Source organism: Bradyrhizobium sp. ORS 111, from assembly GCF_045571485.1.
Classification (GTDB): Bacteria; Pseudomonadota; Alphaproteobacteria; order Rhizobiales; family Xanthobacteraceae; genus Bradyrhizobium.
Genome location: NZ_CP120701.1, coordinates 5828618 through 5844924, shown reverse-complemented (window position 1 = coordinate 5844924; position 16307 = coordinate 5828618). Strand labels below are relative to the sequence as shown.

Here is a 16307-nt window from a genome sequence, read left to right as displayed (position 1 = left end):
ACGGCACCGGCCCGGCCGGTGTCGCCGACTAGCTCGTAACCCCGAGCATCGCCTTCAGCTTCTTGACGGCGCTGTCGGGCGTGGTCAGCACCGGCCTGCCGGTGACCTCGGCGACGCGCTCGGCCGCGGGCGCCATGCTGTATTGCGCGAGCGCGATCAGGTCGCAGTCGCGCAAATCCTTCGACGCCTCGACCACGATGCGGTCGTGCTCGGCGCGGTCGCCGCGGTCGAGCGCGGCGAGCGCGCCTTCGGCGAGCTTCGGCACGAGCTGGACGGAGGACGGAAACTCCGGCGGCATCGAGACCAGCGTCGGCGCAAAGGTCGAGAGCAGTCCGATCCGCTGTCCCTTCGCAACCGCCTCTTCAATCATCGCCTCATTCGGCTTCAACACCGGCATCGGCGCATGCGCGCGTGCGACCGCCTCGATGCAGGGGCCGAACGCCGAACAGGTGAACAGGATGCCATTGGCGCCGGTGCCTACAGCATAGCGGCCCATGGTCAGGAAGCGCTCGGTCATGCGCGGGGTGAGCTTGCCGTCCTGCGCGAGATCGGCCGAAAGGCTGTCGTCGAGCAGGTTCATCAGCCGCGCCTGCGGCCACAGCCGCGCGAACGATGCCTCGATCGGAACGATCGAATGTTTCAGGGCGTGGATGAGGGTGATGCGCAAGACGTTGTCGCCGCGTAGGGTGGGCAAAGGAGCGCGAGCGACGTGCCCACCATTGTTGCTCCGTGCGCGTCAGGGTGGGCACGCTTTCGCTTTGCCCACCCCGGCTTTGCTTCGCAATCCGACCTCTCCCCGCAAGCGGGGCGAGGCAAGAGGCATTACTTGAACGGAATCGCGTACATCAGGCCGCCCTTGTTCCAGGTGGCGTTGAGGCCGCGCTCGAGCTTCAGTGGGCTTGCCTTGCCGACATTGCGCTCGAAGATCTCGCCGTAGTTGCCGCCGGCCTTGATCGCACCGACCAACCAGTTGTTGGCGAGGCCGAGCCGCGAGCCGAGATCACCGGAGGCGCCGAGCAGACGCTGGATCGCGGGCGTCTGCGACTTCGCCATCTCCTCGACATTGGCTTGCGTGACGCCGAGCTCCTCGGCCTCGACGAGGCCGTAATGCAGCCAGGTGATGATGTCGCTCCAGACCTCGTCGCCGTTGCGGGTGAACGGGCCAAGCGGCTCCTTGCTGATGGTCTGCGGCAGCACGACGTAGTCGTCCGGCTTCGGCGCCGCGGTCGCGACCGCGCCGGCGAGTGCCGAGGCATCCTGGGTCATGGCATCGCAGCGGCCGCCGAAGAAGGTCTGGTACATGGTGTCGACGCGGTCGAACACCAGCGGCTTCCAGTCGATGCCGTTGGCGCGGCCGTAGTCGCCGAGCGTCACCTCATGTGTGGTGCCCTGGGCGACGCAGACGGTCGCTCCCTTGAGATCCTTCAGCTCCTTCACGCCGAGGTCCTTCTTCACCACAAAGCCCTGGCCGTCGTAGAAATTGATCGGCCCCTGGCGCAGGCCGAGCGTGACGCCGCGCAGGTAGGTCTCGGTCGAATTGCGGTAGAGCACGTCGATCTCGCCGGATTGCAGCGCGGTGAAGCGGTTCTGCGCGGTGAGCGCGACATAGCGCACCTTGGTGGGATCGCCGAGCACGCCGGCCGCCAGCGCGCGGCAATAGTCGACGTCGAGCCCCTTGAAATTGCCCTGCGAGTCCGGCGCCGAGAAACCGGCAAAGCCGGTCGAGACGCCGCACACCAGCGTGCCGCGCTGCTTGACCGTGTCGAGCGTTGCTGCGCCAGCGCTGGTGATGCCCGCCGCGAGCAAGGTTGCCGTGATGATACCCCTGTACATTCCATCCTCCTCTAGTGACCAACGTCCTTCAGCGCGCTGTCTACCGCAGCGCCGAGTCTTTCGACGATCATGTCAATGTCGCCGGAAGTTGCGATATAGGGCGGGGCCAGCAACACATGGTCGCCGCGCTGGCCGTCGGCCGTGCCGCCCGATGGATAGCAGGCAAGCCCGCCCGCAAAGGCAGCGGACTTGATCCGCTGGTGCAATTTCAGCTTGGGATCAAACGGCTGGCGTTTCGCCCGATCGGCGACCAGCTCGATGCCCCAGAACAGGCCGCGGCCCCTGATGTCGCCGACATGGCGGTGATTGCCGAACCGTTCGATCAGCCGCTGCTCGAGCTGCTTGCCGCGCTCCTTGACCTGATCGAGCAGCTTTTCCTCGCTGATCGTCCGCTGCACCTCGAGCGCGGCGGCGCAGGCCAAAGGATGCGCCAGATAAGTATGGCCGTGCTGGAATGCGCCGGAGCCGTTGCGCACGGTGTCGACGATGGCGCCGCTCGCCAGCATTGCGCCGATCGGCTGATAGCCGCCGCCGAGGCCCTTGGCGATCGCCTGGATGTCCGGCGAGATGCCTTCCTGCTCCCACGCATGCAGCGTGCCGGTGCGGCCCATGCCGCACATCACCTCGTCGAGGATCAAGAGCGCGCCGTGGCGATTGCATATCTCGCGCGCCGCCTTGAAGTAGCCTTCCGGCGGGGGCACGCAGCCGGCGGTGGCGCCGACCACAGGCTCGGCGATGAAGGCGGCGACGGTGTCCGGGCCGAGCCGCTGGAATTCGGCCTCGAGCTCGGCGGCGAGGCGGCCGACGAACGCTGCCTCCGACTCATCGTCGCGCTTCTCGTGATAGGCGAAGGCCGGCGTGACATGGCTGAACGAGGGCGACAGCAGCGGCGCATAGGGCTCGCGGCGCCAGGCGTTGCCGCCGGCGGACAGCGCGCCCAGCGTATTGCCGTGATAGCTCTGGCGGCGCGCGATGAAGCGCGCGCGCTTCGGCTCGCCGCGCTCGATGAAATAATGCCGCGCTAGCTTGATCGAGGCCTCGATCGCTTCCGATCCGCCGCTGACGAAATAGGCGTAGGCGAGGCCGCCGGGCTCATGGCCGACCAGCCGCTCGGCGAGCTCCTCGGCGGGCTCCGACGAGAAGAAGCCGGTGTGGGCATAGGCGAGCTGGGATGCTTGCCTCGCGATGGCGGCGAGCACGCGCGGATGCTGATGGCCGAGGCAGGAGACGGCGGCACCGCCGGAAGAATCGAGAATGCGGCGGCCGTCCTCCGCGATCAGCCAGACACCGTCGCCGCCGATCGCTTTCGGCGGCGTCTCGCGCAGGCTTCGATGCATCACGCGGGTCCTGGTGGCGGCCATGACACTCATCCTTTCTCGACAAAATACTGCGACATCTCGGCAAGCCGGCCCTCGGTCTGTTCCAGCTTGCGCTTGGCGCTCGCGCCGCCCAGCGTGAAGGTGACGGCAGCCAAAGACTGCGCGACGGCGATCGCGCCGGTGAGGCTCGGGAAGAAGCCGGGCGAGGAGGCGGCCTCGAACAGCAGCAGATGATCGGCGCCTTCGGCCATCGGCGCGGTGATCGCGTCGGCGATGGCGACCAGCTTGGCACGGGCGTTGTGTGCCGCACGCGCGGTCTCGACGCTGACGGTGGTGTAGGGCGCGAAGCCGATCGCGACCACGGCGTCGTCCGCACGGAAGGCGCCATGATCCAGGTCGAACGGGCCCGAGCCGCCGACCAGTTGCACGGCGTCGGGGCGGAACAGGCGGAGCTGGTAGGTCAAGAGTTCGGCGACGCTGCGGCAGCTACGATAGCCGGATATCCAGATTCGGTCAGCGCCGTGCAGTGCACGCGCGGCTTCCGCGATCGCGCTCGCCGAAATTCGCGCAAGTCCCGCGGCTTCAGCGGCGAGCTTCTCCTTGACCAGCGTGACATCCGCATTAGGTCCCGGACGGCGGCCCTTCGCGCGGCCGGAAAACGGCGTAGCTTGCGCGGGCCGGCGTGCTTCGGTCAGGGCGGCGCGCAGCTCGTCCCAGCCGGAATAGCCGAGCGCCTTGGCAAGACGAGTGAAGGAGGCTGGATCGGCGCCGGCGACGGAGGCAAGCTCGCGCATCGAGCGTGTGGTCGCGTCGTAGTCGTTCGCCGCGACGAACCGGCCAACTTCCTGCAGCCGCATCGGCAGCGACGGCAGTGCGCTGCACAATTCGTTGAGGGGCGACGGTTTCGCCTGAGCCTGCGCCATGAAACATATGTTGCACGAATATCAATTTGGTGCAACATATGAAGTGCGCATACCGCGCATGGCAGAAGATCGTTTCTCATAAGGATTCTTGTGCTGTGACGACCACGACGCCAAAACGCCCTCCCGCCCGACCCTTGCGGCTTTCGCTGAGCGACCCGCGCGTCGCCGGCCTGTTCTGGCAGATCCTGGTGGTCGGAATCGCCATCGCCGTTGTTGCCTGGCTGTGGTCGAACGCCGTTCACAACCTCTCGGTCCGCCGCATCTCGACCGGCTTTGCCTTCCTCGGCCGCGAAGCCGGGATGCCGATCGCCGACAGTTGGATCGACTATACGCCGAAAAACACCTATCTGCGCGCCTTCATCGTCGGCATCGTCAACACGCTGCGGGTCGCTGTCATCGGTATCGTGCTGGCGACCGTGCTTGGCACCTTGATCGGCATCGCGCGGCTGTCGACCAACTGGCTGTTGTCACGGCTCGCTGCCGTCTATGTCGAGGTGCTGCGCGACCTGCCGCTCCTGCTGCAGTTGTTGTTCTGGTACGTGCTGATGCAGGGGCTGCCGGCGGCGCGTCAGGCCTGGAAGCCGATCGAGGGGGTGTTCCTGTCCAACCGCGGGCTGGTGCTGCCGTCGATTCCGCTGCACGAAGCCAATTGGTGGACGATCCTGGCTTTGGTCGCCGGGCTGATCGTGCTGCACTTCATCAGGCGTCGGCTGATCGCCCAGCAGATGCTGGATGGCAAGGCGCGGCCGGCCTGGCCTTACGCGCTTGGCCTCGTGGTCGCGTTGCCCGTGCTGGTGTCGTTCCTGGCGGGCGCGAGCTGGACCGTCACGCTGCCCGAGCTGCGCGGCTTCAATTTCGTCGGCGGGCTGACATTGGCGCCGGAATATTTCGCGCTGCTGATCGCGCTCGTCACCTACACCTCGGCCTTTATCGCCGAGATCGTGCGCAGCGGTATCCAGGCGGTGCCGCGTGGGCAATGGGATGCGGCCAAGGCGCTGGGGCTGAAGCCGAGTTTCTCGCTGCAGCATATCGTGCTGCCGCAGGCACTGCGCGTCATCATTCCGCCGATGACGAGCCAGTACCTCAACCTGACCAAGAACTCCTCGCTTGCGGTGGCGGTCGGCTATCAGGACATCGTTTCGATCGCCAACACCACGTTGAACCAGACCGGGCAGGCGATCGAATCGATCGCGCTGATCATGATGGTGTTCCTCACCGTCAGCCTCGGCATCAGTCTGTTCATGAACTGGTACAATGCGCGGATCGCGCTGGTGGAGCGCTGACATGAGCTCGGTCGCACATGTTCCGCAGGACCCGCTTCCGGTCGGCCGGCCGCGCGCGCGGCGGACGCTCGGCGGTCGGATCGTCGCTTGGCTGCGCGCCAATCTGTTTCCGTCGATCCCCTCGACCATTGTGACGCTGCTGCTGGCCTTCGTGATCGGCAAGGCCGCCGTCGGCTTCTGGCAATGGGGCGTCGCCCACGCGATCTGGCACGTGCCAGGCAACGACACCAGCACTTGTCGCGCGGCGCAGGGCCTGGGTGCCTGCTGGGCCGTGATTCCCGAGAAGTATCGCTTCATCCTGTTCGGGACCTATCCGTTCGACGAGCAGTGGCGGCCGGCGCTCGCGGTGCTGATCTTCATCGCGCTGTTTGCCGTCTCCAGCCGTCGCAGCTTCTGGCGCAAGGAGCTGTTCCTGCTCTGGGCCGCCGCGCTGGTCGTGATCGGGTCTCTGATGTGGGGCGGCTTCCTCGGCATGTCCTATGTCTCGCAGGAGCGCTGGGGCGGGCTGCCGGTGACGCTGATCCTTGCCACCTTCGGGCTGGCCTTCGGCTTCCCGCTCGGAATCCTGGTCGCGCTCGGCCGCCGTTCGAAATTGCCCGCGATCCGCTCACTCTGCGTGCTCTACGTCGAATTGATCCGCGGCGTGCCGCTGATCAGCCTGCTGTTCATGGCGAGCGTGATGTTCCCGCTGTTCATGCCCGAAGGCGTCAACATCGACAAACTGCTGCGCGCGCAGATCGCTTTCATCCTCTATGCCGGCGCCTATCTTGCGGAGGTCGTGCGCGGCGGACTGCAGGCGGTGCCACGCGGCCAGTATGAGGCAGCGGACGCGCTCGGGCTGTCCTATTGGAAGAAGAACGCGCTGATCGTGCTGCCGCAGGCGATCCGCCACGTGATCCCGCCGCTGGTCAACACCTTCATCGCCTTCTTCAAGGACACCAGCCTTGTCCTCATCATCGGCATCTTCGACCTGTTGACCACCGCGAAGACCGCGATCATCGATCCGGCCTGGCAGTCCTTCAGCGTCGAGGTCTACATCTTCGTCGGCGTGATCTACTTCTTGTTCTGCTTCGCAATGTCGCGCTACAGCCGCAGCCTCGAGGCCCAGCGCGGGCACGGGTGAATGATGCTCTCTCCGTCGTCGGGATCTTGCTTCGCATGCCGCGGACTGCCAGTGAGGTGAGCGCGCGGCCCAGGCTCCCTCCCGCGCATCCGCCTTCGCCAAGGCTTCGGCGGACATGAGGGAGAGGGAACCCGTCCGCCGGCGCGTCCCTGACGCGCCAATCACTGAGTTGCCCGACGGCGCAAGACCCTCGCGCAAAAATATTTCCGTTTATCGGAATGACAACTCAGTGTATGAATAGCCCGTCTCACCCGCCTGAGGAGCGCTTCGCGATCGTCACGAGTGTGGGTCGAGATGCGGTGGACGCCGAGTGTGTGACTGACGAGCACATGCAAAGGCGGACGGTGAAGTCGTGCAGGCCTGACGCCCTAGTGGCAGGTGTCTTATCAGTGAGGCAAGGTCTCTCGCTGATGACGGTGACAACCAAGCCCAGTCTCGCCGGGGCGAGCACGTATAAGCCGTAACCCATCGCGCAGGGAAAGCCGGAGTGTTTTCCGGTTACACCTGTGGTCCTACCCCCGAGCTTTCTACCATTGCTCGGGGCCCATGGGTGCGATCGGCACCCGGCTTTCCCTGCGCCCTCCCTTCAACGAGAGGGCGAAACGAACGGCAAAGCTCGGATAATTCATGTCGCGAGAATGCGAACGTATGACTCACAAGCGGTGCAACAAACTCAGCGTCGTCCTGGCGAAGCCAGGACCCATTACGTTGTTGCGCGACGCTGGGGCCACGTTCCGGTCCACAATCAAATGCGGTGGTCATGGGTCTTGGCCTTCGCCAGGACGACGGTGGTGGATGGGGCACGATATTGCCTCTGGCCTGCGCCGGGACGACAGCATCGGATGCGGCTGCGGAATTCGCACGAGCGACAGCCGTGATGACATCGCGCTGATCGGGAGTATCCTTCATCACAGGACGTCATCGCGACGACCGCGTCCATTTCAGAGGCGCGCTCCGCAACGGCCTGACCTGGCATTTGAACCGGCCGCCGGTGGTTGGCCTCGACTATGAAATGGATTGCCGTCGCGTGCATCTCGAACGTGTGGCCTGACGTATCAAAAGCGCGTGTGGGCGAACGTGCAGGCTGTGCGGTTTCTTGACAGAGGTCGCATCACCCGTTTCCTTTCTCGAACGATGAATGCGGCTGGGGTGAGCGGCGGTGCAGAACGGATCCGTGATCAAGCGGCGTGACCTGCTCGCGCTGATCGGCACGATCGCCGGCAGTTCGGCGATGTACCACGCAATGACGAGCCTCGGCTTTGCGTCGGAGTCCGCCTACAAGGGTCCGCTCAGGCTCGAGGGCAGCCCGAAAGGGGCGTCCGTGCTGATTCTCGGCGCGGGGCTTGCGGGCATGACGGCGGCGCTGGAGCTGCGCAAGGCCGGCTACAAGGTCCAGATCCTCGAATTCAACAGCCGGGCCGGCGGCCGCAACTGGACGATCCGCGGCGGCGACAGCTTCGTCGAGCTCGGCGGCTTCAAGCAGACATGCGAGTTCGAGCAGGGCCTGTACATCAATCCGGGTCCGTGGCGGATTCCCTATCACCACCGCGCGCTGCTCGATTACTGCCGGCGGCTCAACGTGGCGCTCGAGCCCTTCATCCAACTCAATCACAATGCCTATCTGCACGCGACGCGTGCATTCGGCGGCAAGCCGCAGCGCATCCGCAGCATCAAGGCGGATTTCCAGGGCCAGGTGTCTGAGCTGCTCGCCAAAGTCACGCAACAGGGCAAGCTCGACGAGACTGCCACCAAGGAGGACCAGGAGATCCTGCTGCAGTCGCTGCGGGCCTGGGGCGCGCTGGATCGCAACTACAAGTACAGTGCCAGCCTCGATTCCGCGGAGTTCCGCGGCTATGCGCGCGATCCCGGCGGCGGACTTTCGGCCGATCCGCTGCCGAGCGATCCGATCTCGCTGTCGGAGATCCTGCGCTCGCGGCTGTGGCGTTACCTGCAGGCGTTTGCCCGCTACAACTTCCAGACCACGATGTTCCAGCCGGTCGGCGGCATGGACATGATCGGCAAGGCCTTCGTCCGCGAGGTCGGCGATCTCATCCGCTTTGGCGCCAAGGTGACGCAGGTCCAGCAGAACGGCACCGGCGTCACTGTGAGCTATGTCGACACCGCCGACCCCTCCGCCGTGCAGCAGGCGACCGCCGACTGGTGCATCTGCACCATCCCGCTGTCGATCCTGAGCCAGTTGCCAATCGATGTCGGCGCGCCGATGAAGAACGCGATCGACGCCTTGCCCTATGCCGCCTCGGTGAAGATCGGGCTGCAGTTCAAGCGCCGCTTCTGGGAGGAGGACGAGGCGATCTACGGCGGCATCAGCTTCACCGACCTGCCGATCCGGCAGATCGCCTATCCGAACTATGGCTTCAACCGCAACGGCCGCGGTATCCTGCTCGGCGGCTACCTGTTCGAGGGCGCCAATTCCTACGAGTTCACTGCGATGACGCCCGCCGAGCGGGTCAAGAGCGCGGTCGAGTTCGGCGCCATGATCCATCCCCAGTACAAGGCCGAATTCGAGACCGGCGTCGCGGTGGCCTGGCATCGCGTGCCCTTCACACTCGGCTGCAGCGGCGAATGGAGCGAGGCCGGACGCGCCCAGCACTATCGCAACCTCTGCCAGATCGATGGCCGCGTGTTGTTGGCGGGCGAGCATGCCTCCGACCTCCCGGCATGGCAGGAAGGCGCGATCCTGTCCTCGCTCGATGCCGTCACGCGGCTGCACGAACGCGTGGTGAAGACGTGATGATGTTGGCAAAGACATCGGCGGTTGCCGCGCTGACCTTACTGTCGGCCACTGCGGCCATCGGGCAGGATAGCGCCGCGAGCCCACGCACTTTCTCGTCCGGCTACCGCTTCGTGGAGATGACCGGCGAGGAATTGTTCGCCAATGTGTGTCAGGGCTGCCACATGCCGGATGCCACCGGTGCGATCGGCGCAGGAAGCTATCCGTCCCTGGCCGGCAACAAGAATCTGGAGGCCGGCAGCTACCCAGTGTTCCTCGTCGTCAATGGCCGCCGCGGCATGCCGGCGTTCGGCGACATGATGACCGATGGTCAGGTTGCCGCCGTCGTGAACTATCTGCGGACGCATTTCGGCAACAACTTTCAGGATGTGGTGACGGCTAAGGACGTTCAGGACGCCCGCCGCTAACCGCGTCACAGGCTCGGGGGGAGAGACACATGAAATTCGCCGCTATCGCACTGGGCGCCGCGTTGTCGGTCGCAGCGACCGCAGCCCGCGCCGATGTGATCAGGCATCCAATTCCCAACTCGACGTTCCCGATTGCGCAGTCCGTCACCGTGACCGGCAATGCGACGACGGTCTATGTCAGCGGCCAGGTGCCGCCGGTTGCCAACAAGGACGCCGATCCGGCAACCCCGCAGGCCTATGGCGACACCAGGATCCAGACCGTCGGCGTGCTCAACCGCATCAAGGGCATCCTCGAAGGCCAGGGGCTCGGCATGGGCGACGTCGTCAAGATGCAGGTGTTCCTGGTGCACACCCCGTCCGCGCCGATGGACTTCAAGGCGTTCATGGAAGGCTATACGCAGTTCTTCGGCGGCAGCCAGCCGAACCTGCCCGCACGCTCCGTGGTTGGCGTTGCCGCACTCGCCAATCCCGGTTTCCTGGTCGAGATCGAGGTGATCGCGGCCAAGGACACGGTCGCGAAGTGATGCGCGCGAATCTGCGGGGATATGCCCGCATAAATTGAATGGCTCGCCGTCTTGCCAAAGCATGGGCCGCCTGTCTGAATTTGGCCGGTGAGGCGGTGGAATTCCGGGGAGAGCACGATGTCGTACAAGGCCAGGACAGTAAGTCGATCGCTGCTGTTGTCCGCTGTCATCGGTCCGGTGCTGCTGGCAACCGCCGCGGCGGCGCAGGGGTTGACCGAGCAGCAGCAGTTCGCCCGCGGCATCTATCAGGAGCTGGTCGAGATCAACACCACCACCGCGACCGGTGATACGCAGAAGGCCGCGGAGGCGATGGGTGCCCGGCTGCGCGCGGCGGGTTTCCCCGAGAGCGACGTGCACGTGTTCTCGCCAGCACCGCACAAGGGCAATCTGGTGGCGCGGCTGCGCGGTTCCGGTGCGCGCAAGCCGATCCTGCTGGTCGCCCATCTGGACGTCGTCCCCGCCAATCGAGAGGACTGGTCGGTCGACCCGTTCAAGCTCACCGAGCAGGACGGCTATTTCTACGGGCGCGGCAGCAGTGACGACAAATACATGGCCTCCGCCTTCATCACCAACCTGATCCGCTACAAGAGGGAGGGCTATAAGCCCGACCGCGACATCATCGTTGCGCTGGAGACCGACGAGGAGATCCTCGATGCCAACGGCCTCGGCATGCAGTGGCTGATCAAGAACCACCGCGACTTGATCGATGCCGAATTCGCCCTGAACGAAGGCGGCGGCGTCGGGCTGAAGGACGGCAAGGCGATCCGCAACACCGTGCAGACCAGCGAGAAGGTCTCGGTCGGCTATCAGCTCACGGTCAAGGATCGCGGCGGCCACAGCTCGTTGCCGCGCAAGGACAACGCGATCTATCGTCTCGCGGCAGGGCTGATCAGGCTCTCCAATTTCAGCTTCCCGCTGAATATCAACGAGACGACACGGCTTTATTTCACGCGGATGGCGGAGCTTGAGACCAAGCAGACCGCGGATGACATCCGTGCGGTACTGGCGCCGCAGCCCGATCCCGCGGCATTGGCGCGGCTGTCCGACAATGCCGGCTACAACGCGCAGCTCCGCACCACCTGCGTCGCCACCATGCTGCAAGGCGGCCATGCCCTCAACGCGCTGCCGCAGCTCGCGACCGCCAAGGTGAATTGCCGAATCATGCCCGGTGAACCGGTCGAGGGCGTGCAGGCGACGATCGAGCGGGTGCTCGATGACAAGCAGATCGCGGTGGCGCCGACCGGCAAGGCGGTGCTGAGCCCGCCGTCGCCGTTGAACGAGGAGGTGATGGGATCGATCGAGAAGCTGTCGAAGGAGTTCTGGCCGGATGCTGCGATCATCCCGGTCATGAGCACCGGCGCGACCGACGGCAGCTATCTGCGCAATGCCGGGATTCCGACCTACGGCCACTCCGGGCTTGCCGCCGACATCAATGACAACAGGAATCATGGCAAGGACGAGCGTGTGCTCGTAAAGTCGTTCTATCAGGGCGAGGACTATCTCTATCGCCTGGTCAAGATGCTCGCCGGAGGCAAGACATAAGCAATGGCAGATTCCAGAACCAGGACCCGCGTGGCGGTGGCGGGCCTCGGCGCGATCGGGGCCGATGTCGTCAAGGCGCTCGATCAAGGCATCGATGGGCTGGCGCTTGTGGCGGTGTCGTCGCAGGATCCCGCGAAGCATCGCGCCTGGCTTGCCGAGCTCAAGGCGCCGCCGAAGGTGCTGCCGATCGTCGATCTTGCCGATGTCGCTGATATTGTCGTCGAATGCGCGCCGAGCAAGTTGGTGCGCTCGATCGTGGCGCCGGCCGTCGAGCGCGGCAAGACCGCAGTGGTGCTGAGTGTCGGCGCGCTGCTGCAGAACGAAGACCTGATCGGCCTTGCGAGGGACCATGGCGGCCAGATCATCGTGCCGACCGGCGCACTGATCGGGCTCGACGCGGTGACGGCCGCCGCTCTCGGGACCATCCATTCGGCGAGGATCGTGACGCGCAAGCCGGTGGCGGGCTTGCTCGGCGCGCCGCATCTGGTCGAGAACGACATCCGGATTGAAGGCATCACCGAACCGCTGCAGGTGTTCGAGGGCAGCGCGCGCGAAGCCGCGAAAGGTTTTCCGGCCAACCTCAACGTCGCGGTGGCGCTGTCGCTCGCCGGCATCGGCCCGGATCGTACCCGGGTCGAGATCTGGGCGGACCCGACGGTGACGCGCAACACCCACCGCATCGAGGTCGATTCGGATTCCGCGCGGTTCTCGATGACGATCGAGAACATCCCCTCGGAGAACCCGAAGACTGGCCGCATCACCGCGCTGTCGGTGATCGCCTGCCTGCGCAAGCTGCGCGCGCCGCTGCGAGTCGGGACCTGAGGCGGCGATGGCGATCCGGCCCGGCGATCTCCTGCTCGTCATCGATGTGCAGAACGATTTCTGCCCCGGTGGCGCGCTGGCGGTCGCGGACGGCGATGCCGTGGTGCCGGTTATCAATCGGCTCGCCGAGCGATTTAATCATGTGGTGCTGACTCAGGACTGGCACCCGGAGGGCCACGGCTCCTTTGCGTCATCGCATCCTGGCGCGGCGCCGTTCTCGACCGTCACCATGCCCTACGGACCGCAAACGCTATGGCCGGATCATTGCGTGCAAGGCGCGCCGGGCGCCGCCTTCCATCCGCAGCTCGCGGCCGACAGGGCCGAGCTCGTGATCCGCAAGGGGTTCCGCGCGGCGATCGATTCCTATTCCGCCTTCTTCGAGAACGACCGGACGACGCCGACCGGGCTTGCCGGCTATCTGCGCGAGCGCGGCCTGACGCGGATCGCCATGGCGGGGCTCGCGACCGACTATTGCGTGCATTATTCGGCGCTGGATGCGCGACGGCTCGGTTTCGGGGTAACCGTCGTGCTGTCGGGCTGCCGCGCCATCGATCTCGCGGGCTCGCTCGCGACCGCCACGACGGCCATGCTTGCCGCCGGCGTCGTGCTGGTCGACGACATCGCCTGAGCGTGATCCCCGGGGGCAAAAACCGTTGTTCTGACTGGTCTTTTGCTCTAATCCCAGCCCCTGACGGTCATTCGCAACGGAGATAGCGTGTCGGGACAGGCTTTACGGATCGGGACGCGCAAGAGCGCGATGGCGCTGGCGCAGACGAACGATGTCGCGCGCCTGCTGCGCGCCGCCGCGCCGGACCTTGCCGTCGAAGTCGTCAAGTTCGAGACCCGCGGCGACCGGGACCAGACCAGCAAGCTGTTGCAACACGGCGGCAAGGGTGGTGCCTTCGTCGCGGAGATCCGCGAGGCAATGCGCGCCGGCACGTTGCAGGCCGCGATGCATTCGCTGAAGGACGTGCCGGGCAATGAGGAGACGCCGGGCCTGGTTCTCGGCGCGATGCTGGCGCGGGATGCCGCCAACGATTCACTCGTGCTGCGGCCTGGCCTGTCGCTCGAGACCCTCCGCGCCGCACGGGGCAAGGGGTTCATGATCGGCACCAATGCGGTGCGGCGCGCCGCCTATCTGCGCCGGCTGTTCCCCGAAGCCACCGTGATCCATTTCCGCGGCGCTGCCGACACCCGGATCGCCAAGCTCGATCGCGGCGACAGGCAGCGCTTGCCGGATGGCGGCGCGGTGGGGCCGGCGGACGCGCTGGTGATGGCCCGCTCTGGCCTCGAGCGGATCGGCATGGCCGCGCGCATCGCGCATGATTTTTCCATCGATGAGATGCTGCCGGCGGTCGGGCAGGGCATCGTCACCGTCGAATGCGTCGAGACCGACTGGGCGACGCGCGCGCGCCTCGCGGCTATCGACAACGTTCCGTCGCGGCTCAGCGCCGAGGCCGAGCGCGAAGTGCTGTGGGTGCTCAACGGCCACTGCAATTCGCCCATCGCCGGGCATGCAATGGTCGCGGGCCACGAGATGACGCTGCGCGCGTCGGTGCTCGACGATGCCGGCCGCTTCATCGAAGCGACGCGACGCGGCCCTGCGAACCGTCCGCGCGAACTCGGCCGCGCCGTCGGGATGGAGCTCCTGGAGAAGGGCGCCGCCGAGATCATCGCGCGCACCCGGCCCGACGAGCATTAGCGATCTTACGATCCTCACGTGATGTCTGTGAAACCGCCGTGTCGGCCCTTGCCTGCAGCGAAGCGGCGCGCGCCGGCCTCGGTCTCGCCGGTCGCGACCGTCGCGAGACCGAGGCGGAATTCGTTCAGCGTGGCCTGGTCCCAGCCGAGCTCCCACTGCTCGATGGCGGAGAGGCGGTCGCTACGCAACGCCGCCTGCGGCAGGCGGCAGAGATCGTGGGCGAGGCGGCGCGCTTCGGCAAGCGCGGTGCCCGGTGCGACCACGCGGTTGGCGAGACCGATCTGCCCGGCTTCCTCGCCCGAGACGCCGCGCCCGGTGAGGATCATGTCCATCGCGCGGCTGTGGCCGATCAGCCGCGGCAGGCGCACGGTGCCGAGATCCATCAGCGGCACGCCAAACCGCCGACAGTAGACGCCGAACACCGCGTCACGTGCGGCGACCCGCAAATCGCACCAGATCGCAAGTTCGAGGCCGCCGGCGACGGCCGGTCCTTCGACCGCGGCGATCACGGGTTTCGACAGCTTCATCCGCGTCGGGCCCATCGGACCGTCGCCATTCTCGACGCGGTGACCGCGATGGCCGGCTGCGGTCCGTTTGAGGTCGAAGCCGGCACAGAACGCGCCGCCGGCACCGGTCAGGATCGCGACCGACAGCGATGGATCGCGATCGAATGCGCGAAAGGCCGCTGCCAGTCCCTTCGCGGTCTCCGGATTGACCGCGTTGCGTGCCTCGTCATAGCGGTCAATGGTTACGATCGCGACGGCCTGGTCGGTTTCGAATCTGACGGTCGGGTGTTCCAGCATGCTCGGTCCTCGATGCTTCGTCCTTCGGTTGCGCGGTGGGTCAGCATGCGCTTGCGCCGCCATCGATGATCGCGGCGAGATTCTGATGGAAATGCCGGATCGCGCCTTCGAACAGGCCGAAGGTGAAATGGTCATTCGCCCGGCTGGCGAGCCCGCGCTGCGCGGCGCAGGCCATCTCGCGGTCCTCAGCGGCGCCGGCAGTGACGAAGTCGCGTCCCTGGGCAACTGCTGCACGACCGTCCTCCGCGGCGATCTGGTTGGACAGCGTGTAGGTGATGAGCCGGGTCCGGTCGACGGCCAGCGGCTCGAGCACCGTCATCAACCGGTTGGTTGGGAAGGTCGACAACATCACGTTCGGGAACAAGTGATAGACATGCGTCAGCATGCCTGCCGTCCGGCGCTCGCCCGGCGGCACATTGCGGAGCTTCTCGATCCGCCGGTAGGGGAAACTGATCCGGCTGTTGCGACCGAACGACTCGATTACGTTGAGATTGTCATACTGCAGCGGATAGAACGTATCCTGATGCGTCGAGCGGATGTGATAGCCCTCGAGGAATCCTTCAGCGACGATCTTCCAGTTGGCCGCAACTTCTTGCTCGGCGGTCGAATAGAGCGTCCAGTCGTCGCCGAACAGGGTTGGCATGTCGCTTGCGTCGGATATCGCGGTGGGATCATCCTGCGAGACGAATACCAGGCCGCCGCGCTCCACGCAGGTGATCTGAACGAGGCCGTGCCGGCTCTTGTCGAGACCGGGAAAGCCATAGTCGTCGGGGACGCCACGCAGGCGGCCGTCGAGGCCGTAGGTCCAGCCGTGATAGCGGCAGGTCAGCGCCTTCTTGCAACCGGTGCCGTCAACGAGCTGCACGCCGCGGTGCCGGCATGCATTGCGGAAGGCGCGCGCGATGCCGTCTGCGCCACGGATCGCGATGATCGGCGTCAGCGCCGCGTCGCGCGCGACATAGGCGCCGATTTCGGTTAGCGCGGCGGACGGGCAGAACGGCGTCGGCGTGCGGCGGAACACGTGTTCGATCTCGACTGCGAAGCGGTCCTGCGACAGATAGTGCGCGACGGGTTCGTGCCAGACGCCGTCGCTGAGATCGGTCGATTTCGCGTCGATATGCTTCAGGATTCGGTTGACGACGGAAGGTTCGTCCGCCAGCCGTGCTGTCATCGCTATCCTCCCCGCTTGATCCGGCCGGGCTTGCCGCCCTGCTGTTTGTCGGTGGCAGAATTCAGCATCGCCTCCCGCGCGACAAGCGAAAGCGGGATGCTTC

At 65.8% G+C, this 16307-nt stretch carries 15 protein-coding genes; 9 read left to right on the top strand and 6 right to left on the bottom strand.

Features of this window, described 5'->3' with window-relative positions:
• Positions 1–28: 28 nt before the first annotated feature.
• The 4 genes from P6U30_RS26975 to P6U30_RS26960 form a co-directional block, all read right to left on the bottom strand.
• The gene (locus tag P6U30_RS26975; protein WP_407165894.1) at positions 29–667 is read right to left on the bottom strand and encodes an aspartate/glutamate racemase family protein; all 639 of its coding nucleotides are present in this window, start codon (positions 665–667) and stop codon (positions 29–31) included.
• A gap of 155 nt (positions 668–822) precedes the next feature.
• Positions 823–1833 carry an amino acid ABC transporter substrate-binding protein gene (locus P6U30_RS26970; RefSeq protein WP_407165893.1) on the bottom strand — a complete coding sequence of 337 codons (1011 nt, stop codon included), beginning with the start codon at positions 1831–1833 and terminating at the stop codon, positions 823–825.
• 11 nt (positions 1834–1844) lie between these two features.
• Positions 1845–3194, bottom strand: a complete 1350-nt coding sequence (locus P6U30_RS26965) for an aspartate aminotransferase family protein (protein WP_407165892.1) — start codon at positions 3192–3194, stop codon at positions 1845–1847.
• 5 nt (positions 3195–3199) lie between these two features.
• On the bottom strand, positions 3200–4075 hold the full coding sequence (locus P6U30_RS26960) for a MurR/RpiR family transcriptional regulator (RefSeq protein WP_407147808.1): 876 nt from the start codon (positions 4073–4075) through the stop codon (positions 3200–3202).
• 95 nt (positions 4076–4170) lie between these two features.
• Here P6U30_RS26960 and P6U30_RS26955 point away from each other — a divergent pair, with 95 nt between their 5' ends.
• The 9 genes from P6U30_RS26955 (at position 4171) to hemC (ending at position 14230) form a co-directional block, all read left to right on the top strand.
• The gene (locus P6U30_RS26955; RefSeq protein WP_407165891.1) at positions 4171–5358 is read left to right on the top strand and encodes an amino acid ABC transporter permease; all 1188 of its coding nucleotides are present in this window, start codon (positions 4171–4173) and stop codon (positions 5356–5358) included.
• A gap of 1 nt (position 5359) precedes the next feature.
• Positions 5360–6481: an amino acid ABC transporter permease gene (locus tag P6U30_RS26950; RefSeq protein ID WP_407165890.1), complete on the top strand. Its 1122-nt coding sequence runs from the start codon at positions 5360–5362 to the stop codon at positions 6479–6481.
• 1159 nt (positions 6482–7640) lie between these two features.
• Positions 7641–9233: an NAD(P)/FAD-dependent oxidoreductase gene (locus tag P6U30_RS26945; protein WP_407165889.1), complete on the top strand. Its 1593-nt coding sequence runs from the start codon at positions 7641–7643 to the stop codon at positions 9231–9233.
• Positions 9234–9235: 2 nt separating this feature from the next.
• On the top strand, positions 9236–9640 hold the full coding sequence (locus P6U30_RS26940) for a c-type cytochrome (RefSeq protein WP_407165888.1): 405 nt from the start codon (positions 9236–9238) through the stop codon (positions 9638–9640).
• Between the two features lie 29 nt (positions 9641–9669).
• A complete protein-coding gene (locus tag P6U30_RS26935; protein WP_407165887.1) occupies positions 9670–10164 on the top strand; it encodes a RidA family protein in 495 nt (164 codons plus the stop codon).
• 117 nt (positions 10165–10281) lie between these two features.
• Entirely contained in the window at positions 10282–11706 is a 1425-nt protein-coding gene (locus P6U30_RS26930) for a M20/M25/M40 family metallo-hydrolase (RefSeq protein WP_407165886.1), read from the top strand.
• Between the two features lie 3 nt (positions 11707–11709).
• Positions 11710–12528 carry an aspartate dehydrogenase gene (locus P6U30_RS26925; protein ID WP_407165885.1) on the top strand — a complete coding sequence of 273 codons (819 nt, stop codon included), beginning with the start codon at positions 11710–11712 and terminating at the stop codon, positions 12526–12528.
• Positions 12529–12535: 7 nt separating this feature from the next.
• Positions 12536–13156: a bifunctional nicotinamidase/pyrazinamidase gene (gene pncA / locus P6U30_RS26920; protein ID WP_407165884.1), complete on the top strand. Its 621-nt coding sequence runs from the start codon at positions 12536–12538 to the stop codon at positions 13154–13156.
• Positions 13157–13285: 129 nt separating this feature from the next.
• Positions 13286–14230, top strand: a complete 945-nt coding sequence (gene hemC / locus P6U30_RS26915; protein ID WP_407170549.1) for a hydroxymethylbilane synthase — start codon at positions 13286–13288, stop codon at positions 14228–14230.
• Between the two features lie 14 nt (positions 14231–14244).
• On the opposite strand, the gene P6U30_RS26910 is transcribed toward hemC, so the two are convergent.
• Positions 14245–15033: a crotonase/enoyl-CoA hydratase family protein gene (locus tag P6U30_RS26910; RefSeq protein ID WP_407165883.1), complete on the bottom strand. Its 789-nt coding sequence runs from the start codon at positions 15031–15033 to the stop codon at positions 14245–14247.
• A gap of 40 nt (positions 15034–15073) precedes the next feature.
• On the bottom strand, positions 15074–16204 hold the full coding sequence (locus P6U30_RS26905; protein WP_407165882.1) for an aromatic ring-hydroxylating oxygenase subunit alpha: 1131 nt from the start codon (positions 16202–16204) through the stop codon (positions 15074–15076).
• Between the last annotated feature and the right edge of the window lie 103 nt (positions 16205–16307).